Here is a 21786-nt window from a genome sequence, read left to right as displayed (position 1 = left end):
GGATGCCGCGGGGCGTCTCGCCCCGGCGGCTAGATCGCGCCCTGCCCGCGTAAAGCCTCGATCTGCGCCGGCGTCAGGCCCAGCCGGCCGGCGAGCACGCTATCGGTGTGCTCGCCCAGCAGGGGCGGGCGCTCCAGCCGCGGATCGTCAAAGCCGTCGAACTTGAACGGCACCGGCACCGCGCCGAAACGGCCGATGGACGGATGCTCGTAGCTGGCCACCATGCCGCGCGCCAGCACGTGTTCGTTGTGCAGGATTTCCTCGACGTCCAGGATCGGGCCGGCCGGCACGCCGCGCGCATCGCAGCGGCGGCACAGTTCGTCGCGCGTCAGCCGCGCGGCGGCGGCCGACAGGCCGGCCATGACCTCGTCGCGGCGCGCCACGCGCACGGCGTTACGCGCCAGTTCCGGGTCGTCGGCCCACTGCGGCAACTCGAGCGCCTCGCACAGCGGCTTCCAGTGCTGGTCGCTGCCCGTGATCTGCACCCAGCGCCCGTCGCCGCATTCGAAGGCGGCCGACGGCACGCGGCCGGGATGTTCGGTTCCCAGCCGCGGCGGCACTTCGCCCAGCGCGAAATAGCGCGCGGCCGCCAGCGACAGCAGGCCCACCTGGCCGTCCAGCATGGAGAAATCGATATGGCAGCCCTGCCCAGAGCGCGCCCGTCCCACCAGCGCCGACAGGATGCCGATGGCGGCCCACAGGCCCGAGGTCAGGTCGCTCACCGGCAAGCCCGGCTTGACCGGACCGCCGCCCCGCTCGCCGGTCAGGCTCATGATCCCGCCCATGGCCTGGAACACGGTGTCATAGCCCTTGCGTGGCGCGTACGGCCCGGTCATGCCGAACCCGGTGCACGAGAAATAGATCAGACCGGGGTTGTCCGGCGCGATGCGCTCGCGATCCAGGCCGTATTTGGCGAGCGTGCCGACCGGGAAGTTCTCGACCACCACGTCGCACGTCTGCGCCAGACGCCGGATCAGCGCCTGCCCCTCGGGATGGCGGAAGTTCACCGTGACCGACTGCTTGCTGCGGTTGAAGGCCAGGTAGTAGGCCGACTCGGTGCCGCCCTCGCCCTGCACCTTGGGCTCGAAGCCGCGCGTCTCGTCGCCGCCGCCGGGTTGCTCGACCTTGATGACCTCGGCGCCCAGCTCGGCCAGGATCATCGAGGCGAACGGGCACGCCAGCACGCGCGACAGGTCCAGGATGGTGACGCCTTCGAGCGGCCTCATCGCGCCGCTCCCTGGCGAAAGCCGCGCATGATGACGTTGGCGTCGCGGCCCACGCCCAGCGCCTCGGCCAACCCGAGGTCGGCCGCGCGGTGGAACGCGCGCTTGGTCAGCCCCATGGCGGCGGGTTCCCAGCCGGCCAGGCGCTGCGCCATCGCCAGCGCCTGGTCCAGCACCTGCGCGGCGGGCGCGACGCGGTTGGCGATGCCCAGCTGCAACGCGCGCGCGCCATCGATCGGTTCGGCCATCGCCACCAGCTCGAAGGCATGCTTGCGGCCGACCTGGCGCACCAGGTTGGCCATGACCACCGCGGCCACGATGCCGTGGCGCAGCTCCGGATAGCCGAAGCGCACGTCCTCGGCCATCACCGTCAGGTCGCAGGCCAGCGCCAGGCCGGCGCCGCCGCCGAGCGCGTTGCCGTGGACCGCGCCGATCACCGGCTTGACCATGCGCGAGAACGCCAGGTGCAGATCGGTCGTCAGGTCGGCGCGGCGCAGCACCGCGTCCGGCTGTTCCGGCGTCAGGGCCGAGAACTCGCCGGTGTCGGCGCCGGCGCAGAACGACTTGCCATTGCCCGTCAGCACCACCGCGCGCACCGCGTCGTCGCGGTCAGCCTGGCGCAACGCGTCCAGCAGCGCCGTGGTCAGCGCGGTGTTCAACGCGTTGTGCTTTTCCGGACGGTTCAGGCGCAGCAGCCGCACCGCGCCCAGGTCTTCGATGATCAGTTCCGACATCACGGATATCCTCTGCCAATGGCGACAATCAAAGTGATTGATTAAATCAACAATAAGGGTAAAAAAAGGCGCGAGCGCGCCCCGCGCGTTCAGCGCGGCTGCACGCCGCGGCCGCGACGCGCCGGCACCTCCGCCTTGCATTCGTTCAGCATCTCCAGCGCATGCGCCGTCAGCTTGTCCAGCATGCGCTCCATGGCCTCGCGCTCGGCGTCCGACAGCACCGACAGCATGTCCTCGTTGCGCTCGACCGCGGCCGGGAAGATCTCGTCGTACAGGGCGCGGCCGGTGCGCGTCAGGTCCAGGCTGACGCCGCGGCCGTCCTGGCTGTCGGCGTTGCGCTGGATCAGGCCGCGCTCGATCAGTTCCGACACGGTGCGGCTGGCCTGGCTCTTGTCGATGTTGGCCTCGCGCGCGACGGCGTTCAATGACATGTCCGGCGCCGCGCCCAGCAGCGCGATGATGCGCCATTCGCGCGGCCCGACGCCGTAGCGGCTTTCGTTCAGGCCGGCGGCGATGCGGCTGGACACATAGGCCAACCGGTTCAGGCGGTACGAGAACAGTTCCTTCAACGCCCGGGGTTCGGGGCGTGCGGCGGTGGCGGACTTGGATGCGGTTCGGGTGGCCATGAGGGACTCTTCAGATGCGGGGGAAACCGGCGCGCGCGCGGGTCGCGCGCCGCTGCCCGCATGATATACAAACACGGCGGGCGGTCATCATGCGGCGGCCTCCCGCGCGACGCCGAGCAGCGGGTTCAGGCCGCTTTGCGCCACGCGGCTGTGCAGCGTGCGTCCCAGCACCGCCTCGCAATGCCGCGACAGCGCGTCCATCGCCGCCAGGTCCAGGCCGGTGCGCACACCCATCGACTCGAACAGGTTGACCAGGTCTTCCGTCGCCACGTTGCCGGTATGGCCGCCGCCGTAGCGCACCTTGGCCGGATGGCCGCCGACGCCGCCGAAGGCGCAATCGAAGTGCGTCACGCCCGCCTCCAGCGCCGCCACGTAATTCACCAGGCCGGTGCCGCGGGTGTCGTGGAAATGCGCCACCGGCGTCACCTCGGGCACCTCGCGCGCCATGCGGCCGTACAGGTCGCGCACCGAGGCCGGCGTGGCCATGCCGGTGGTGTCGCCCAGCGTCACGATGCCCACGCCGAGCGCGGCGAAGCGCCGCACGTCCGCCATGACCGAGTCCGCCTCGACCGCGCCTTCGAAGGGGCAGCCGAACGCCACCGAGATCGTGCCGATCAGGCGGAAGCGGCCGTCCGCCAGCCGCGCCATCTCGGCGATGTTGTCCCATTGGGCGGCGCGCTCGCGCTTCAGGTTGCGCGTCGAATGCGATTCGCTGGCCGAGACCAGCAGGCTGATCTCGTTGGCGCCGATGCCGGCGTCCAGGTCGACCAGCGCCCGCTCCACCGCGCGCGCGTTGGCGCAGGTGGCCTTGTACCAGACGCCCGCGCGGCGCGGCAGCGCCGCCAGCAACACGCTGGCGTCCGCGAATTGCGGCACGACCTTGGGATTGGAATACGAGGTCGCCTCGACCCGTTCAAAGCCCAGCGCCGCGAAGCGATCGACCAGATCGACCTTGGTCGCGGTGTCGATGAAGTCGGGCTCATGCTGCAGGCCGTCGCGCGCGAAGCATTCGCACAGCACCACGTCGCGCGCGCTCATGCCGGCTTCTCCAGTCCGAACAGCGCCAGCGCATGGGCGCGCAGCTTGTTCTTCTGCACCTTGGAGCTGCCCGTCATGCCGATGTGCTCGAAGCTGTCGACGATCTCGACATAGCGCGGCACCTTGAAGTTGGCGCAGCGCGCCTTGCACCACGCCGTCAGCTCGTCCGGCGTGCAGTCCTGGCCATCCTTGAGCAGCACGAAGGCCGCCGGCACTTCACCCAGGCGCGCGTCCGGCACGCCCACCACCTGCGCCATGCGCACGGCGGGGTGGCCATGCAGGGTCTCTTCCACTTCCGCGGGCGCGACGTTCTCGCCGCCCACCCGGAACATGTCCTTGAGGCGGCCCACCATCCGCAACCGGCCTTCAGCGTCCATTTCGCCGAGGTCGCCGGTGCTGAGCCAGCCATCGGCGCCGAGCGCGCGGGCGGTGGCTTCCGGCATGTTGTAGTAGCCCTTCATCACGCTCCAGCCGCGCGCCTGGATCTCGCCCGGCATGCCCGCCGGCACCGCCTCGCCCGTGCCCGGGTCCACCACCCGCACCTGCATGCCCGGATGCGGCAGGGCCCAGCCCATGGCGCGCAACTCGAAGGGATCGTCATGCGCCGACAGCGTGATGTTGGGCGAGGCTTCGGACTGGCCGTAGGCATTGCAGATGCCCGGCACGCCCATTACGTCGCGGATCTTCTGCATCACCTGCGGGCCGGCCGCCGCCCAGCCGCCGCGCAAATGGATGCGCGCGCGGTCGAAATCGGGATGGCCCATCAGCATGAGGAAGATGGTGTCGTTGCCGGACGTCAGCGTGCAGCGCTCCTCGTCGAGCATGCGCAAGGCGTCGGCCACGTCGAACTTGGGCAGCGTCAGCAGGCAGCAGCCGCTCATCAGGCTCACCAGGATCGACAGCGTCGTGCCGGCCACGTGGAAATACGGACGGATGCTGAAATAGCGGTCGTCCGGCCGCACGCCGATGCGTTGCGCCGCGGCCCAGGCGTTGGTCAGCATGTTGGCGTGCGTCAGCATCACGCCCTTGGGAAACGACGTCGTGCCCGAGGTGTACTGGATCAGCAGCACATCGTCCGGCGCCACCGCGCGCAGGCGGGCCTGCAGCGCCTCTTCGTCCACGGCCTCGCCGGCCCGCAGGAAATCGGCCCAGGGGCGCGCGCCGCGCGGGCAGCGCTCGCCCAGCACCACCACCTGCCGCAGCAGCGGCAACGCCGCGCCCGGCAGGGCCTGGTCCAGCGCCGGCTCCACCTGCGCCAGCAGGTCGAGGAAGTCGATGCCCAGGAAGGTATCCGCCGTCAGCAGCACCTTGACGTCGGCCTGCTTCAGGCAGAACGCCAGCTCGTCGGTCTTGAAGCGCGTGTTGACCGGCACCGTCACGGCGCCGAGCAAGGCGCAGGCATAGAACACCTGCACCCAGGTGCCGCCATTGCCCAGCAGCACGCCGACATGGTCGCCGCGGCGCACGCCGGCCGCATGCAGGCCGCGGGCGATGCGGCGCGCGCCGTCCTGCAGCGCGGCCCAGGTGTGGCGTTCGCCGGGCGCGACGAAGGCCTCGGCGGCGCCGCGTTCTGCCACCTGGCGCGCCAGCGCCTGCGCCAGGGTCGTCGGGCCGATCATGCCTTGTCTCCCGCCGCGCCGAAGCCGGCGATGGCCTGCTTCCAGTCGGTGCCGCGCAGGTTTTCCTCGATCGCCAGCAGCTCGATCGCCATCGCGCCTTCGCGCGTCGTCGCCAGCCCCTGGTCGATGCTGCGCTTGGTCAGCCTGACCGTCAGCGGCGCGGCGCGCGCGATCGCCGCGGCCATCTGCGCGGCTTCGCCCGCCAGCGCCTCGGGCGTGTACACCTGGTTGACCAGGCCGATCTCGCGCGCTTCGGCCGCGTCGAAGCGGCGGCCGGTGAACAGCAGTTCCTTGGCCTTGCGCGCGCCGGCCACGCGCGGCAGCCGCTGCGTGGCGCCGACGGTGCCCCACCCCACTTCGGGATAGCAGAACGTCGCCGCGGACGAGGCCAGCACGAAGTCGCTGGCCGCGGCGATCTCGCAACCCGAGCCGAACGCCGCCCCCTGCACCACCGCGATCACCGGCTGCGGCATGCGCTCGATGGCGGCATAGGCGGCGAAGCCCTGCACCCGGCGCGCCGTCATCTCGGCGTTCGACATGGTCTTGCGCTCCTTCAGGTCGGCGCCGGCGCAGAAAGCCGCGCCCGCCGCGGCGATCAGCACCACGTGCGCGTCCGGATCGTCCGCCAGGTGCTGCATGGCCTGCACCAGCTCGGCGCACATGAGGGAATTGAGCGCGTTGCGGCTGTCGGGCCGGTTCAGCGTCACCGTGGCGACACGGTCCTGCACGTCCAGCAGGATCGTGTGAAAAGTCGGGGTCATGCCTGCTCCTGGATGTTCTAGGTATGAGGCCGGGCCGCTCGCGGCGTCCGGCCATGCCGGGAAATATAGGGCATATAGTTGATTTAATCCACTAAATTTCGGCGACACCCAATGGTGTTACACTTGCGCCCCTGGTCTTTCCCTGGAATATCAAGGCACTAGGCTCCCCGCGAGCCCGGCGCGATTCCGGTGCGAAGCCATCCCGCCCGTCTCGCCGTAGTTAAATGGATATAACCGGCCCCTCCTAAGGGTCAATTGGTGGTTCGATTCCACCCGGCGAGGCCACGTTCCCGACCGCGGTTCCGCAGGTCGCTTCCCACGAAATCCCCGCGCATTCAGCCGGATGAGGGTTAATCCGGGCTACGCTCACGCGCCGCCCGCCGGTAGCGTCTCGACACGCCGCGGGCGACGAATAAGCTACCCGTCAATACGTCCCTGATATTTTTTTAGGCGATGATAGCGAATCGCCTTGCGCCGAACTTGAAATTACTGTTTAAATTCGACGCGTAAGCCCCTAATTCATCTGGACTTTTCCCGAACCGCAGCAAGCCCGGCCGGGGAAATAATTCTTCACAGACTGACAAGCCTGCTCAAACCATGGCATTTACCTGGAAACGTGCAATTGCGAACGCGATAGCGCCGGCGGCGCTGGCGATGTGCGCGCTCCTGCCCTCAGCCGCGCTCGCCGCGAAAAATACCGATCCCTGCAAGACCAACGCCAAGTCGGCGGCTTGCAAGGCGCAACAAGCCAAGAAGGCCCCCGCCCCCGCCAAAGCGGGCGCCGGCAAGGCCGCCTCCCCCAAGCAGGCCGCGGGCAAAGCCGCCCCCAAGGCCGCCGCTGGCAAGCAGGCCGCGCCGAAGTCGGCCGCCGCCAAGACCCCGCCCAAGGGCGCCGCCGGCAAACAGGCCGCGGCCAAGGGCGCGCCCAAGCAGGCCGCGGGCAAGAAAGCCCCGCCCAAGGGCGGCAAGCAAGCCGTCGCCCAGCAGAGTTCGTCCAAGAAGGGCGCGGCCGGCAAGAACGGCAAGCCGAACAAGCCGTCGCGCGCGCAGCGCACGGCCGCCGCCGCCGCGGCAGCCGCCATGCCGCCGCCCGCGGTGTCGGTGCGCGCCGAAGCCGCCGCGCTGCGCTCCAGCACCGCCTACGTGCAGGACCTGGCCACCTCCACCGTGATCTTCGCCAAGAACGAAAACGTGGTGCGCCCCATCGCCTCGATTTCCAAGCTGATGACCGCGGTCGTGGTGGTGGACGCCAACCAGCCGATGGACGAGATGCTGGAGATCACCGATGAAGACATCGACGGCCTCAAGCACACCACCTCGCGCCTGCGCGTGGGCACCAAGCTGTCGCGCGGCGACATGCTGCACCTGGCGCTGATGTCGTCCGAGAATCGCGCCGCCAACGCGCTGGGCCGCCACTATCCGGGCGGCCTGCCGGCTTTCGTGGCCGCCATGAACGCCAAGGCGCAGTCGCTGGGCATGACCAGCACGCACTTCATCGAACCCACTGGCCTGTCCAGCAACAACGTGTCGTCGCCGCACGACCTGGCCCGCCTGCTGCGCGCCGCGTCGCAGCGTCCGCTGATCCACCGCTACTCCACCGACACGGAGTACGACGTCGAGATCAACAACCGCACGCAGACGTTCCGCAACACCAACCTGCTGGTGCGCAAGCCCGACTGGGACATCAAGGTGTCCAAGACCGGCTACATCAACGAAGCCGGCGAATGCCTGGTGATGCTGGCGCGCATCAATGGCCGCGACCTGGCGATCGTGCTGCTGGACTCGCAGGGCAAGCTGTCGCGCATCGGCGATGCCGTGCGCATCCGCCGCATCGTGCAAAGCGAAGTGGCCATGGCCTCGGCCCAGCCGGGCGGCTGACACGCCCCGACTACATGACGACCGCGGCGGCCCAAGGGCCGCCGCGGTGCATGATGCCTGTGTCGACGACAACGCCTACTTCAGGTAGCGAGCCTCGATGGCGCGCATGTGTTCATCCCCCTGCAGCGCGATGATCTCCTTGACGGTGGGCAAGGTCGCATCCACGTTGCCGATACCGCCATCCGCCCGGATCTGCGCGAACACCTTGCGCACGGCCCCTACGGCGGCGCGAATGGCATGGTTGCCATAAATGACGACCCCCACCTTGCCCAATGCGGCGATATCGACCTCGGTGAGCTGCGGGTAGGCCGTGGGCACCAGCACCAGCGGCACCTGGCCGGGCCATTCCTGCACGAACGCCAGGATCTCTTCTGGCGTTTTCTGCTTCGAGTGAATCAGGATGGCATCGGCGCCGGCTTCCTCGTAGGCCAGCGCGCGGCGCGTCGCTTCCTCCTGGCCCAGGCCCGCGATCAACGCCTCCACGCGCGCAATCACGACGAAATCCTTGTCCCGGCGCGCGGCCACCGCCGCGGCGACCTTGCCTTGGAATTCCTCGATCCGCACCAACTCCTGGCGGCCATCGGCGCGCAGGCTGGTGTCCTTGGGGAATGTCTTGTCCTCCATCACGATGGCCGACGCGCCCGCGGCCTCGTATTGCGGCACGACATAGCTCACGTTCACCGCATTGCCGAAGCCGGTATCGATGTCCGCGATCAAGGGAATGGACACGCTGGCGGCGATGGCGCGCATCATTTCCAGGTGGGTACCCATGGACAGGATGTTGGCATCCGGCACCGCGTAGCTGGCCGACAGCTCGAAGCCGCTGCCCCAGATGCCGCCAAAGCCGGCCTGTTCGGCCAGCCTGGCCACGAGGGGATTGTGGGCGGCCATGGCGGTAAACAGATTGCCGCTGTCCAGCGCGGCGCGAAGCGTTTGGTTCTTGGTCATGGAATGTTCCTCAGGAAGATTGGAAGCAACGCGGCTCGACGGGTGCGTCAGCACAACCGGGCGCATGCCGCGGCAATCCGCGCCATGGCTTCGTCGAGCTCCGCGTCGGAGGCTGCGTAGGAAACGCGGAAGTGGCCCGGCAGCTCGAAGGCCGATCCCGGGACGATGGCGACACCCGCCTCGCGCAACAGATACAGCGCAAGATCGGCGTCCGTGGCGATCGGCTGGCCCGCCGCGTCGCGGCGGCCGAGCAGCCCCTGGCAACTGGGAAAGGCGTAGAACGCCCCCGGCGGCAGGTCGCAGGCAAGGCCCTCGATCGCATTGAGCCGTCCCACGACGAGGTTGCGGCGGCGGCGGAACGCTTCCACGAACGTCGGCAGAAAGTCCATCGGACCATCGAGCGCCGCGACCGATGCCGCCTGGCTGATCGAACTGGTGTGCGACGTGGACTGCGACTGGACCAGGTTCATGGCCTTGATCAGTTCGACTGGCCCGCCGCCGAAACCCACGCGCCACCCGGTCATGGCGTAGGCCTTGGACACGCCGTTGATGGTCAGCGTCCGCGACGCCAGCGCGGGCGTGACGGCGGCCGGCGTGGCGAATTCCGCGTCCTCGTAGCGGATCTTTTCGTAGATGTCGTCCGCCATCACCCAGACCTGGGGATGGCGCAGCAGCACCTCTCCCAGCGCCGCCAGTTCGTCATGCGAATAGACCGCGCCGCTCGGATTCGACGGCGAGTTCAACATCAGCCATTTGGTGCGCGGCGTGATCGCGGCTTCCAACTGTGCCGGCGTGATCTTGAAGCCGGCGTCGGCATGGCAGCGCACGATCACGGGCGTGCCGCCAGCCAGTTGCACCATTTCAGGGTAGGAGACCCAGGCGGGCGTGGGCACGACCACCTCGTCGCCCGGATTGACGGTCGCCTGCAGCGCGTTGTAGAGAATCTGCTTGGCGCCACATCCGACCTGTATCTGCTCCGGGCTGAAGCGCAGTCCGTTGTCGCGCTCGAACTTGCGCGCCACGGCCTGGCGCAGCGCCAGGGTTCCGGCCACCTCGGTGTAGCGCGATTCGTTGCGATCGATGGCCTGCCTGGCGGCGTCACGCACATGGTCGGGCGTGGGGAAGTCCGGCTCGCCCTGGCTCAACGCAATGACACTCCTGCCTTCCAGCTTGAGCTGGTTCGCCAGCCGTGTCATCTCTTTGGTGGCCGACGGCTTGGCGCTCAGCACACGATCGGCCAGGGATAGCTGCGGAAGTTGCGAAGATGAAGTCATTCGAGGGTTCCTACTTTCAATTTGAAAATCCAGCGCGCGAGCGCCAGGGGAATGAAGATGGCCAGCAGCAACACGAGGCTATAGGCGCAGGCAAGCGCCAGGCGGCCGCTGTCGATCTGCTGGAAGATCTCGATGGGCATGGTGTTCATCCCGCCGAAATACAGCACCACCGTGGCCGACAACTCCGACAGCGTGGTGACCCACATCAGCACGGCCGCGGCCACCACCGACGGGCCGATCACAGGCAGGACCACCCGCACGAAGCTGCGCAATGGCCCCACCCCCAGGCTCATGGACGCCTCTTCGATGGAGTCTCGAAGGTTGTGCAAGGGCCCCGCCGCCGCTCGCACGCTGGTCGGCATCCGGCGCACGAAATAGGCCAATGCCATGATCACCCAGCTACCCGTCAACACCAACCAGCCGTGGTTGAACGTGTTGATCAGCGCAATGCCCAGCACGGTGCCGGCGATGGTCAACGGCAACATCACCAGCACATCGAGCGCGTGCGTCAGCGCTGATCGCCGCTTGACGATCAGGTACGCCGCCGCGACCGAGAAGACCGCGCCCGCCACCGTGGCGATGGAAGCCAGGAACAGCGAGTTGTACAAGGGCTCGGGGGCACGGAACAGCGCATGCCGCAAATGCGCCAGCGTGAAACTGCCGTAATGCAGCACCGGCCCCACGGAGGGCGTGAACGCGGTCACCACCACCACCACGGCGGGCATGAGGGACAGCGCCACCACGCCCAGCACCGCCACGCTCGCCAGCGTCGCCCGCCAGCCCCTGATCTCCAATGCGACGGGGCTGCGGCTGGCCTCCATCTCGAAGCGCCGCTTCTCGACGATGAACTTTTGCACCAGCAGCAGACCCGCGCCCAGGAAGACCAGGATCGACGCCATCGTCGTCTGCATCTGCGGATTGCCGCCCATTTCGCTCACGAACTCGTTGTAGGCTTTCACCGCCAGCACCGGCGTGCGCGCGCCCAGGATGGCGGGCACGCCAAAGCTGCCGATCACATGGGTGAACACGATGAGCGCCCCGGCGAAGAGCGACGGCAGCATCAGCGGCAGCGTGACCCCGCCCAGCACGCGGCTGATCGGCCGGCCCAGGCTCTGGGCCGCCTCCTCCAGGTTGCGGTCCATCGACTTCAGGCCCACCAACACCGCGACGAAGGCGTACACGTAGTTGTTCAGGGTCATCACGAAGACCATGCCCCACCAGGAGTACAACGACGGCAGCTCGATGCCCCATGGCGCCAATGCCATGTTCACCAGCCCCTGGCGTCCCAGGATCAGCACCCAGGCCGCCGCCACGACGACGTCGGGAATCACGAGCGTCACCAGCGGCAATGCCGTGACCATGCCCGCCATTGGAAAACGGCAGCGCGCCACCACGACCGCCAGACCGCCTCCCACCAGCATCGACGAAACCGTGACCGCGATACCGAGGATCACCGTATTCAGGAAGACGTCCCGATAGGCCGCCTCGGAGAAAAAGCGGGTGTACCCCTCCAGGCTTGCGTGCCCGTCGGCACCAATGAAGGACTTGCCAAGCATGCCGACCAGCGGCAGCAGCAGGAAAACGCCGAGCAGGCCCAGGGCCAACCAGGCCGCTGTCATCCAGGCGGGATCGCGTCGAAGTGCTTTCAGCATCACATTTCCCGTACGACGCGCGCGTTCCAGGGCAGCGCGAGCACGACCGCATCGCCCTGGGCACGCGCCTGGTCCGGCTGGCTGGTGCGCACGTCGACGCGGATGACGCCCGCGTCGGTGCGGACCCGGTAGCCCGTGATGCTGCCCCGGAACTCCACGTGCTCGATCACGCCACGGAGGTGGCCCTCCTGCGCCCGTCCGGCGTCAGCGAAGCGCAATTCCTCGCTGCGCACCGCCAGCCGCGCGCCGGCGGTCAGCGGCGCCTTGCAATCGGTCAGGATGACGCCGGCCGGCGTGGCGAGGCGGCGCAGCCCATTCGGCGTGGCGGGCAACTCGCCGTCGATGGCGAGAAGGTTGGCGCTGCCAACGAAATCCGCGGTGAAGACCGTGTGAGGCTGCATGTAGATCTCGCGGGGCGTCCCGATCTGGACGATGCTTCCGCGATCCATCACGGCGATATGATCGGACAGGGCCAGGGCCTCTTCCTGATCGTGCGTGACGAATACCGTAGTGATACCCGCCTCGCTCTGCAAGTCGCGGATCATGCCGCGCAGTTCCACCCGCAGCTTCACGTCCAGCGCCGACAGCGGTTCGTCCAGCAACAGCAGGCGTGGCTGGATCACCAGCGCGCGCGCCATGGCCACCCGCTGGCGCTGTCCGCCCGAGAGCGCCGCGGGCGCGCGGTCGGCGAAGGCGTCCAGGCCGACACGGCGAAGCATGGCGCGTCCTCGTTCTTCGGCCTCCGCTCTTGCCACGCCCCGCGCGGCAAGACCGTAGGTCACGTTGGCGAGGATCGAACGGTCCGGAAACAGCGCATAGTCCTGGAACACCATGCCCACGCCCCGGCGATGCACCGGCACGCCCGTCACGTCCTCGCCGCCAAAGCGGATGCGCCCGGCATCGGGCCGGACGAATCCGCCGAGCATGCGCAGCAGTGTCGTCTTGCCGCAGCCCGACGGCCCCAACAGCGTGAAAAACGAACCGCTGGGAATAACGAGGTTGAGACAGTCGAACAGCAACTGCGCCCCGTAGCTCTGCGCGATGGATTCGAATGAAACCTGCATCTGGGTTTTCCTCTCTGGCGCGCGGCCGGCGCGTTCAACGCGCGTTGATGATCTGCCGCCATTGCGCAATGAACCCGGCCCGCTCCGCGCCCATGCGGGCGTCGTCAAGCGCGATCACCTTGATGTCGGCCATCGCGGGCAGATCAGCCAGCTTGCTCACGTCGATATCCGCGCGCAGGGGACGGCGGTAGGCACTCTTGAAGACTTCCGTCTGCGTCTTGGCCGAGGCCAGGAACTCATAGAGCCTGCGAGCCTCCTGCGGGTGCTTTCCGCCCTTGATGAGGGCCATCCCTTCGGGCGAGAGGAAGGTGCCCTCGACCGGGTACGTGATCTTGATGTCCTTCAGCCCGCCGGCCACGTATTCGTAGGCGGCGTATTCCATCGTCACGGCCACGGCGAACTCGCCTTTGGCAACGCCTTCGTAAGCGGCAGAGGTGGTGCCGACCACCACGGCATTTCGCGCGACGGCGGCGAGGACATCCTTGCCCAGCAGCTTTTCCAGGCCATACAGGGCGACAAATGAAGCACTACCGCGCTCCGGGTCCGAAATGACGATCTTTCCCTTCCATTTCGGATCGGCCAGATCGGCCCACCCGCGCGGCGGCTGGCCACCGGGAACCTGGCGCAGATTGGACATCAGCACCGTCACATGCGTATTGGTGCCCAACCAGCGCCCCCCTTCGCCGCGATAGGCGGGCGCCACGGCGCTCGCCTGCGGCGAGTCGTAGGGCTGCAGATACTCCTGGAATTCACCGATGGTCGACAGGCCTCCCGACCAGAAGATATCCCCCAGCGGATTGGCCGCTTCGGCCTTGATGCGCTGCATCAGCGCACCGGTTCCCGCACGCACGACGGACACCTTCACATCCGGGTTTTCTTTGGTGAACTGATCGACGACCCGATTCACGGTCTCCACATTGTTGGACGAATACAGCACCACCTCGCCCGCCTGCGCGGGCAAGAACGGCGCGCCCGTCATAATGAGTAAAAGGCATAGTTTATGTAGGGAACGAAACATTTGCATGGCCTCGCGAGGTGTGCGGTTATTGAAGGAACCCATGCTAGTCTTCGTTAAATCCCGCATCCACGACCATTTCATGACACTATTCCAGGGGGAGCTGTAACCATGAGTTTTACTCACAATAAAGGCGTGGACATGCCCCTGACGCCCCTGCGCGCCTTCGTGGCAGTCGGCCAGCACGGCAACTTCACGCGGGCGGCCGCGGCCCTGGGCGTGACCCAAGGCGCGGTGAGCCGCCATATCGCGACACTGGAGACCTTCGCAGGAGGGCGGCTGTTCCACCGCAGGGGGGCCACCATCGAATTCACGCCAAGCGGGCTGCAGCTTTTCGATGCGGTCAAGGACGCGATGTCCACGATCGAAGTCACGCTGCGGCTGCTGGCGCAAAAGGGATTGCGGCACGACCGGCTCAAGGTGAGCACCTCCATGCCGAGCTTTGCAATGACGGTGATCGTGCCTTCACTGGCCGCCTACACGGCGGAATATGGAGTGCAGATCGATCTGATCACGTCGCTGTCATCGCCCGAGCCTTCCGACGATTTCGACGTGCTCATCACCCGGGACCTGAGCATGCCGGGCTCGGAAAGCTGGGAATTGATGCGCGAGGAACTCGTCTGTGTCGGGTCGCCGTCGCTCGTGCAGCGCATGGCTCGCGAAGACCGGTGGCCGATGATCGCGGCGCGCTCCCGGCCCGACGTGATCGCGACATGGGCGCTTGGCGCCGGCGTCCCGATCGAACGCCTCAATGTCATCGCCAGCTACGACCATCTCTTCCTCGCGGTCACGGCGGCCATCGGCGGCTCGGGCCTGCTGATCGCGCCCAGGTTGATCGTGGCGGATCAGCTCTCCGCCGGCACGCTGGTGCCGGTGGACGACCAGCGCATCAGTTCAGGCGCCAGCTACCTGGCCTACGTGAACGCCCATAGCGCGCATGCGCACAGCGCCAGCGTCTTTTGCCGCTGGCTCAAGGGATTCCTGCGCGAACGCATATAGCGTGTCCCTGGCCTAGGCCGCCACCGGCCGTTTCGGGCGCAGCGGCTGCGGGTCATACATCGACGGCGGCAGGCCTTCCAGCACCGCCTGGGGGTTGAGCGAGCGGATCGGCACCGCGGCATCGGCCGGGATGCGGCCCTCGGCCTGCAGCAACTGGTAGCGCAGGCAGCACACGCGCAGGAACGAGGTGAAGTTGGCGGCCTCGCCGCGGTACTCCGCCAGTTCGTCGTACAGCCGCTCGATCAGCTGGGTCACGCGCATGCCGTCGCGCGCCGCGATCTCTTCCAGCACCTGCCAGAACAATTGCTCCAGGCGCAGGCTGGTGGCCACTCCGTGCAGGCGCAGGGAACGGGTTTCGGGCGCGTAGGACTGCTCGCTCGCGCGGATGAAGATTTCACACATGGGAGCTCCCTGGGGCGGACACGGTGCTTGCGGGCCACTGTACGACGATAGCCACCGGGGCGGCAAGGCTCGGTAGCGGCGGTGACCGGCTGGTCAATCTGCAACCACACGTTTCTCTCGGCCTGCGCATCGGGACAGCGTTGATATAAATCAAGGTCTCGGACGCGTCCCCATCCGAGCATGCTAAGACTGATCTGACTTCGGAGGTAGCAATGAACAAAACCATGAAGGCCGCCGTGGCTCGCGCATTCGGCAAACCCCTGGAAATCGAAGAAGTCGAAGTACCCCGCCCCCGCGCCGGCGAACTGCTGGTGAAGATCGAGGCCTGCGGCGTCTGCCACACCGACCTGCACGCGGTCGAGGGCGACTGGCCGGTCAAGCCCAATCCCCCCTTCATCCCCGGCCACGAAGGCGTGGGCCACGTGGTGGCCGTGGGCGAAGGCGTGACGCACGTCAAGGAAGGCGATCGCGTCGGCATCCCCTGGCTGTATTCCGCCTGTGGCCATTGCGAGCATTGCCTGGGCGGCTGGGAAACGCTGTGCGAGCAGCAGCAGAACGCCGGCTACTCGGTCAACGGCGGCTTCGCCGAATACGCGCTGGCGGCCGCCGACTACGTGGGCCTGCTGCCCAAGAACGTCGGCTTCGTCGACATCGCCCCGGTGCTGTGCGCCGGCGTCACGGTCTACAAGGGCCTGAAGATGACGGACACGCGGCCAGGCAACTGGGTCGTGGTGTCGGGCATCGGCGGCCTGGGCCACATGGCGGTGCAATATGCGCGCGCCATGGGCCTGAACGTCGCCGCGGTGGACATCGACGACGACAAGCTGGCCTTCGCCAAGCGCCTGGGCGCCGAGGTGGTGGTGAATGCCAGGACCACCGATCCGGCGGCGTACCTGAAGAAGGAAATCGGCGGCGCCCACGGCGCCCTGATCACGGCGGTCTCGCCCAAGGCCTTCGAGCAGGCGCTGGGCATGGTGCGCCGTGGCGGCACGGTGGCGCTCAATGGCCTGCCGCCGGGCGACTTCCCGCTGTCGATCTTCGACATGGTGCTCAACGGCGTGACCGTGCGCGGCTCGATCGTGGGCTCGCGCCTGGACCTGCAGGAGTCGTTGCAGTTCGCCGAGGAAGGCAAGGTGCACGCGACCGTGGCCACCGAGAAGCTGGAGAACATCAACAACGTGTTCGACCGCATGCGCCGCGGCCAGATCGAAGGCCGCATCGTGCTGGACATGGCGGCCTGACCGCCCGCGCGGGCCGGGCCATGTGAATGGCCGCCGCGCGGCGCACGAGACTCAATGCGTGATCTTGGTGCCGAGCACCGCCAGGAACTGCGCCAGCCACGCCGGATGCGCCGGCCAGGCCGGCGCCGTCACCAGGTGGCCGTCGGTATAGGCCTGGTCGATGCCGATCTCGGCGTAGGTGCCGCCGGCCAGCCGCACTTCCGGCGCGCACGCGGGATAGGCCGAGCAGGTGCGGCCTTCCAGGATGCCCGCGGCCGCCAGCAACTGGGCGCCGTGGCAGACGGCGGCGATCGGCTTCTTGGCCTGGTCGAAGGCGCGCACGATTTCCAGCACTTTCTCGTTCAGGCGCAGGTATTCCGGCGCGCGGCCGCCGGGGATCACCAGGCCGTCGTACGAACCCGCCTCGACGCGGTCGAAATCGTAGTTCAGCGCGAAGTTGTGGCCGCGCTTTTCACTGTAGGTCTGCGCGCCCTCGAAATCGTGGATGGCGGTGGCGATGCTCTCGCCGGACTTCTTGCCCGGGCAAACCGCGTGCACCGTGTGCCCCACCGCCAGCAGCGTCTGGAACGGCACCATGGTTTCGTAGTCTTCGGCGTAGTCGCCGACCAGCATCAACAGTCTCTTGCTCATGATTGTCTCCTGGGGATGGGGGATCGCCGGCTGGAGCGCCCGAGGACCGGGCGGCCGGTTCTTGATGTTCTGCCATCCATTGTGCCCCCACCCGCGCGGATGGGGGTGGTAGCGGGATACCACGCCAGGCCGTGGCCGGCGCCCTACTCCAGCGCCACCGTCACCGGCTTGGCGCCCAGCAGGCTCACCAGCACGTTCGGGTCGATGCCCACCAGGTAGCCGCGGCGGCCGCCGTTGATGTAGACGACGGGGTATTGCAGCACCTCGGCCTCGACCCACACCGGCATCTTCTTGCGCGTGCCGAACGGCGAAGTGCCGCCGACCTGGTAGCCCGAATGGCGCTGCGCGACTTCCGGCTTGCAGGGCTCGACCTTCTTCAGGCCGGCCTGGCGCGCCAGGTTCTTGGTGGAGACCTCGCGGTCGCCGTGCATCACCACGATCAGCGGCTTGGCCGATTCGTCTTCCATCACCAGCGTCTTGACCACCGCGTGCGGATCCAGCCCCAGCTGGCGCGCGGCCTCGCCGGCGCCGCCGTGATCGATGTATTCGTAGGTGTGTTCGGTGTACGCCACTTTGTGCTGCTTGAGGAACTGGGTGGCGGGCGTTTCGGAGACGTGGCGGGCTTTGCTCATGGCATTGCGTTGGAAAGGCGAAGGCAAAAGTGTAGGCAGGCGGACGGCGGCGCGCAAACGCCGGCGTCAACCGCGCGGATGATGCGCGGCGTGCAACGCCTTCAGGCGCTCGCGCGCCACGTGGGTGTAGATCTGCGTGGTGGAGATGTCGGCGTGGCCCAGCAGCATCTGCACCACGCGCAGGTCGGCGCCGTGGTTGAGCAGATGGGTGGCGAAAGCGTGGCGCAACACGTGCGGCGACAGCGGCGCGTGCACGCCCGCCAGCATCGCGTATTTCTTGACCAGCTGCCAGAACGCCTGGCGCGACATGGGCTCGGCCCGGCCGGTGATGAAGAGCGCGTCGCTGACGCGGCCGGCGGCCAGCTCGGGCCGCGCGGTCTTCATGTACTGGTCGATCCAGTGCGCCGCTTCCGCCCCCAGCGGCACCAGGCGGTCCTTGCCGCCCTTGCCCAGCACCACGCGCACCACGCCCTCGTTCAGGCTGACGTCCAGCGCCCGCACCCCGACCAGTTCGGACACGCGCAGGCCGGTGGCGTACAGCGTTTCCAGCATGGCGCGGTCGCGCAGGCCGCGCGGCTGACCCAGGTCGGGCGCGCGCAGCAGCGCGTCGACCTGCTGCTCGGACAGCGTCTTGGGCAGGCGCGGCGGTTGCTTGGCCGCCACCAGCGTCAGGCAGGGGTCCTGCGCCGCGCGATGCTCGCGCAGGGCCCAGGCATAGAAGCGCCGCAGCGCGGCCAGGCGCCGGTTGGCGGTGGTGGCGCGGGTCTCTTCGTGGCGGAAGGCGAACCAGGCCTCGATGTCGGCCTTGCCGGCCTCGGCCAGCGCCTTGGCGGGGCCGGCCGGCAGCGCGTGGGCCGAGGCCGCGTCGCCATAGCGGTCGGCCATCTCGCGGGCATAGGCCTCGGGGTCCTCCAGCCAGCGCGCGAAACCGGTCAGGTCGCGCCGGTAGGCCGCCAACGTGTTGGCCGACAGGCCGTCCTCGAGCCAGACGGCGTCGATGAAGGCGTCGATGTCGGCCTGGGAGGCAAGCGGCGGGCGGGCGTCGGACATGGGCGGGGGCAAGGCGTCAGGGAATGGCGGGTCGGCGGCGGGATCGGCGCCGGTCGCGGGATGGGCCACATTCTACGGCCACGGCCCCGCGCCGGGCCGGGCCATCAGCGCCCCGCCACCGCCGCGGCGGCCGACTTGAGCCAGGTCTCGAACAGCTTCAGCGCCTCGGAGCGCTCGCTGCGCTGCGGATAGCCGAAGTAGTAACCCTGGCTGACCGTCAGCGACTGCGGCACGGGCATCGCCAGCGTGCCCTGGTCCAGCGCCGGCTGCGCCAGGAAGCGCGGCATCAGGCCCACGCCCAGCCCGGCCTGCACCGCCGCCATCACCATGGTGAACAGCTCGTAGCGCGGCCCGCCCGCGGCCTGGGGGCCATAGAGGTAATTGTTGGCGCCGTACCACTGGCGCCAGGCGTCGGGGCGCGAACTCAGGTGCAGGTGGGTCATGCCCGCCAGCGCGCCAGCCCCGGCCTCGGTCACGCGCGCCGCCAGTTCGGGCGCGCAGACCGGCACCAGCTCGCGCTCCGGAAACAGCAGCACGCCCTGGGTGCCCGGCCACAGCGTATCGCCGTGATACAGCGCGCCATCGAACGGCTGGTCCTTGAACTGGAACGGCAGGGTGCGCACCGACAGGCTGACGGTGATGTCCGGCTGCTCGCGCTGGAAATCCGCCAGCCGCGGGATCAGCCAGGTGGTGGCCAGCGTCGGCACCACGGCGATGTGGATGCTGCGGCCCATGCCCGTGCGGCTGACCAGGCCGAAAGTGTCCTTCTCGATCTGGTCGAGATGGTGGCGGATGCGTCCCGCATATTCCGCGCCATGGTCGGTCAGCACGATGCGGCGGCGCACCCGGGTGAACAGTTGCACCCCCAGCCGCGCCTCCAGGCTGGCCACCTGGCGGTAGACCGCGCTGTGGGTCAGGGACAGCTCTTCGGCCGCGCGCGAAAAACTGCCCAGACGGGCCGAGGCCTCGAAAGCCTGCAGGGCGCTGAGGTTGGGAATGCCGTTTCTCATGGAGCGGTAACCGCCAGGAAGGAACCGAAGAACGCCGGAAACACCCGCCGCGCCTGCCGCGGCGCAACATCCGGGTCGTGCCGGCGGGTCACTAGATTGTGCAATTTTATCAATTGCATTGTGCGATCAAGGAACATTATGCTCGGATGTCTTAATCTCGGCTCATCCTGACACCCACCATGTCCCAGCAAGCATCCCGCCTCGGCGGCCACATCCTGGTCGACCAACTCGTCGCCCAGGGCGTCAAACACGTTTTCTGCGTTCCCGGCGAAAGCTATCTGGCGGTGCTGGACGGCCTGCACGACGCCGACATCAAGGTCACCGTCTGCCGCCAGGAAGGCGGCGCCGCCATGATGGCCGACGCCCATGGCAAGCTGACCGGTGAACCCGGCATCTGCATGGTGACCCGCGGCCCGGGCGCGTCCAACGCGCTGGCCGGCGTGCACATCGCCAAGCAGGACTCAACCCCGATGATCCTGTTCGTCGGCCAGATCGAGCGCGGCATGCGCGAGCGCGAGGCCTTCCAGGAAATGGACTACCGCGCCGTCTTCGGCACGCAGGCCAAGTGGGTCACCGAGATCGACCAGGTCGAGCGCATTCCCGAACTGATCTCGCGCGCCTTCCACATCGCCACCTCGGGCCGTCCCGGCCCGGTGGTGATCGCGCTGCCCGAAGACATGCTGGTCGAAGCCGCCCAGGTGGCCGACGCGCCGCGTTACGACATCATCGATTCCGCCCCCACCGCCGGCCAGCTGGCCGACCTGGAGCAACTGCTGGCCAAGGCCAGCAATCCCGTCGCCATTCTCGGCGGCACGCGCTGGGACGCGCGCGCGGTGCAGCAGTTCGCCGATTTCGCGCAGCGCCACGCGCTGCCCACGGCGGTGTCGTTCCGCCGCCAGATGCTGTTCCCGGCCGACCATCCGTGTTTCATCGGCGACGTCGGCCTGGGCATCAACCCCGCCCTGCTCAAGCGCGTGGCCGACGCCGACCTGGTGCTGCTGGTCGGCGGCCGAATGTCGGAAAACCCCAGCCAGGCCTACACGCTGCTGGACATTCCGGTGCCCAGGCAGAAGCTGGTGCACGTGCATCCGGACGCCGCCGAACTGGGCCGCGTCTACCGCCCCACGCTGGCCATCAACACCTCGCCCGCCGCCTTCGCCGAAGCGCTGGCCGGCCTGAAGGCCCCCGCGCAGCCGGCCTGGGCCGACGGCACGCAGGCCATGCGCGAGTCGTACCTGAAATGGAGCGACCCGAGCGCCGTCACCACCCCGGGCGCGCTGCAGATGGGCCAGGTCATGGCCTACCTGGAAAAGACGCTGCCGGCCGACGCCATCATGACCAACGGCGCCGGCAACTACGCCACCTGGCTGCACCGCTTCCACCGCTTCACCCGCTTCGGCACGCAACTGGCCCCGACCTCCGGCTCGATGGGCTACGGCCTGCCGGCGGCCGTGGGCGCCAAGCGCGTCTGGCCCGACAAGACCGTGGTCTGCTTCGCCGGCGACGGCTGCTTCCTGATGCACGGCCAGGAATTCGCCACCGCCGTGCAGTACGACCTGCCCATCATCGTGGTGCTGGTCGACAACGGCATGTACGGCACCATCCGCATGCACCAGGAAAAGCACTACCCCGGCCGCATTTCCGCCACCGAATTGAAGAACCCCGACTTCGCCGACTACGCCCGCGCCTTCGGCGGCCACGGCGAACGCGTCGAGACCACCGAGCAGTTCGGGCCGGCCTTCGAACGCGCGCTGGCCAGCGGCAAGCCGGCCATCCTGCACTGCTTCATCGACCCGCAGACCATCACGCCGTCGACCACGCTCGACAAGATCCGCGACGCGGCGCTCAAGGCCCGGCACTGATACCCGAGGCGCCGGCAACCCCACGGCGACGCGCCCGCGCGCGTCGCGTAAACCCCGGGTTGCCGCGCCAATTATTTTAGGTTTAAACTTTCCAGATTCCGAAAACGGAAATCCATAGCGGAGACCCA

20 protein-coding genes and 1 tRNA gene are annotated in these 21786 nt (G+C 68.1%); 5 read left to right on the top strand and 16 right to left on the bottom strand.

Going from position 1 to position 21786, the window contains the following annotated elements; all coding sequences use genetic code 11:
• Positions 1-29: 29 nt before the first annotated feature.
• The 6 genes from I6I07_RS14465 to I6I07_RS14440 form a co-directional block, all read right to left on the bottom strand.
• Positions 30-1226 (bottom strand): CaiB/BaiF CoA transferase family protein, encoded by a 1197-nt coding sequence (locus I6I07_RS14465; RefSeq protein WP_198487163.1) that lies wholly within the window; start codon positions 1224-1226, stop codon positions 30-32.
• Positions 1223-1957: an enoyl-CoA hydratase/isomerase family protein gene (locus I6I07_RS14460; RefSeq protein ID WP_198487162.1), complete on the bottom strand. Its 735-nt coding sequence runs from the start codon at positions 1955-1957 to the stop codon at positions 1223-1225. Before I6I07_RS14460 ends, I6I07_RS14465 begins: the two co-directional genes overlap by 4 nt.
• Before the next feature lie 89 nt (positions 1958-2046).
• On the bottom strand, positions 2047-2583 hold the full coding sequence (locus I6I07_RS14455) for a MarR family winged helix-turn-helix transcriptional regulator (RefSeq protein WP_116520259.1): 537 nt from the start codon (positions 2581-2583) through the stop codon (positions 2047-2049).
• An 87-nt stretch (positions 2584-2670) separates the two neighbouring features.
• The gene (locus tag I6I07_RS14450; protein WP_198487161.1) at positions 2671-3621 is read right to left on the bottom strand and encodes a hydroxymethylglutaryl-CoA lyase; all 951 of its coding nucleotides are present in this window, start codon (positions 3619-3621) and stop codon (positions 2671-2673) included.
• On the bottom strand, positions 3618-5240 hold the full coding sequence (locus I6I07_RS14445) for an AMP-binding protein (protein WP_198487160.1): 1623 nt from the start codon (positions 5238-5240) through the stop codon (positions 3618-3620). The genes I6I07_RS14450 and I6I07_RS14445 overlap by 4 nt, the downstream gene beginning before the upstream one ends.
• Complete coding sequence (locus I6I07_RS14440) at positions 5237-6001, bottom strand: enoyl-CoA hydratase/isomerase family protein (protein WP_198487159.1); 765 nt, start codon at positions 5999-6001, stop codon at positions 5237-5239. Before I6I07_RS14440 ends, I6I07_RS14445 begins: the two co-directional genes overlap by 4 nt.
• 210 nt (positions 6002-6211) lie before the next feature.
• On the opposite strand from I6I07_RS14440, the gene I6I07_RS14435 reads away from it, so the two are divergent.
• Positions 6212-6286 (top strand) — tRNA-Arg (locus I6I07_RS14435).
• Positions 6287-6598: 312 nt separating this feature from the next.
• On the top strand, positions 6599-7879 hold the full coding sequence (gene pbpG, locus I6I07_RS14430) for a D-alanyl-D-alanine endopeptidase (protein ID WP_420094578.1): 1281 nt from the start codon (positions 6599-6601) through the stop codon (positions 7877-7879).
• A 75-nt stretch (positions 7880-7954) separates the two neighbouring features.
• Here the strand turns inward: pbpG and I6I07_RS14425 are convergent, their stop codons facing one another.
• The 5 genes from I6I07_RS14425 to I6I07_RS14405 are packed head-to-tail and all read right to left on the bottom strand — an operon-like array spanning position 7955 to position 13877.
• Positions 7955-8827, bottom strand: a complete 873-nt coding sequence (locus I6I07_RS14425; RefSeq protein WP_198487158.1) for a phosphonopyruvate hydrolase — start codon at positions 8825-8827, stop codon at positions 7955-7957.
• A 47-nt stretch (positions 8828-8874) separates the two neighbouring features.
• Complete coding sequence (locus I6I07_RS14420; RefSeq protein WP_198487157.1) at positions 8875-10101, bottom strand: pyridoxal phosphate-dependent aminotransferase; 1227 nt, start codon at positions 10099-10101, stop codon at positions 8875-8877.
• Positions 10098-11753 (bottom strand): ABC transporter permease, encoded by a 1656-nt coding sequence (locus tag I6I07_RS14415; protein ID WP_232626086.1) that lies wholly within the window; start codon positions 11751-11753, stop codon positions 10098-10100. The genes I6I07_RS14420 and I6I07_RS14415 overlap by 4 nt, the downstream gene beginning before the upstream one ends.
• Positions 11753-12817 (bottom strand): ABC transporter ATP-binding protein, encoded by a 1065-nt coding sequence (locus I6I07_RS14410; RefSeq protein ID WP_198487155.1) that lies wholly within the window; start codon positions 12815-12817, stop codon positions 11753-11755. Before I6I07_RS14410 ends, I6I07_RS14415 begins: the two co-directional genes overlap by 1 nt.
• A gap of 34 nt (positions 12818-12851) precedes the next feature.
• A complete protein-coding gene (locus I6I07_RS14405) occupies positions 12852-13877 on the bottom strand; it encodes an ABC transporter substrate-binding protein (protein ID WP_232626085.1) in 1026 nt (341 codons plus the stop codon).
• Positions 13878-13943: 66 nt separating this feature from the next.
• Between I6I07_RS14405 and I6I07_RS14400 the strand changes: the two genes are divergently transcribed.
• Positions 13944-14831, top strand: a complete 888-nt coding sequence (locus I6I07_RS14400; protein ID WP_232626084.1) for a LysR family transcriptional regulator — start codon at positions 13944-13946, stop codon at positions 14829-14831.
• 12 nt (positions 14832-14843) lie between these two features.
• Here I6I07_RS14400 and I6I07_RS14395 read toward each other — a convergent pair whose 3' ends face one another.
• Positions 14844-15233 carry a ribbon-helix-helix domain-containing protein gene (locus I6I07_RS14395; RefSeq protein ID WP_198487154.1) on the bottom strand — a complete coding sequence of 130 codons (390 nt, stop codon included), beginning with the start codon at positions 15231-15233 and terminating at the stop codon, positions 14844-14846.
• Positions 15234-15445: 212 nt separating this feature from the next.
• Here I6I07_RS14395 and adhP point away from each other — a divergent pair, with 212 nt between their 5' ends.
• Positions 15446-16474, top strand: coding sequence for an alcohol dehydrogenase AdhP (gene adhP, locus I6I07_RS14390; RefSeq protein WP_198487153.1), 1029 nt, complete (start codon positions 15446-15448; stop codon positions 16472-16474).
• 51 nt (positions 16475-16525) lie between these two features.
• Here adhP and I6I07_RS14385 read toward each other — a convergent pair whose 3' ends face one another.
• The 4 genes from I6I07_RS14385 to I6I07_RS14370 form a co-directional block, all read right to left on the bottom strand.
• Entirely contained in the window at positions 16526-17104 is a 579-nt protein-coding gene (locus I6I07_RS14385) for a DJ-1/PfpI family protein (protein WP_198487152.1), read from the bottom strand.
• Positions 17105-17247: 143 nt separating this feature from the next.
• A complete protein-coding gene (gene ybaK, locus I6I07_RS14380) occupies positions 17248-17736 on the bottom strand; it encodes a Cys-tRNA(Pro) deacylase (protein WP_198487151.1) in 489 nt (162 codons plus the stop codon).
• 66 nt (positions 17737-17802) lie between these two features.
• Positions 17803-18786 carry a site-specific tyrosine recombinase XerD gene (gene xerD, locus I6I07_RS14375; RefSeq protein WP_198487150.1) on the bottom strand — a complete coding sequence of 328 codons (984 nt, stop codon included), beginning with the start codon at positions 18784-18786 and terminating at the stop codon, positions 17803-17805.
• A 104-nt stretch (positions 18787-18890) separates the two neighbouring features.
• Positions 18891-19796 (bottom strand): LysR substrate-binding domain-containing protein, encoded by a 906-nt coding sequence (locus tag I6I07_RS14370; protein WP_061073662.1) that lies wholly within the window; start codon positions 19794-19796, stop codon positions 18891-18893.
• Positions 19797-19975: 179 nt separating this feature from the next.
• On the opposite strand from I6I07_RS14370, the gene I6I07_RS14365 reads away from it, so the two are divergent.
• The gene (locus I6I07_RS14365; protein WP_198487149.1) at positions 19976-21658 is read left to right on the top strand and encodes a thiamine pyrophosphate-binding protein; all 1683 of its coding nucleotides are present in this window, start codon (positions 19976-19978) and stop codon (positions 21656-21658) included.
• Positions 21659-21786 lie beyond the last annotated feature (128 nt).

The sequence above is a fragment of the Achromobacter deleyi genome (assembly GCF_016127315.1).
Classification (GTDB): domain Bacteria; phylum Pseudomonadota; class Gammaproteobacteria; order Burkholderiales; family Burkholderiaceae_B; genus Achromobacter; species Achromobacter insuavis_A.
The sequence above is the reverse complement of the archived record's forward strand: the minus strand, read 5'-3'. Positions and strand labels throughout refer to the sequence as shown.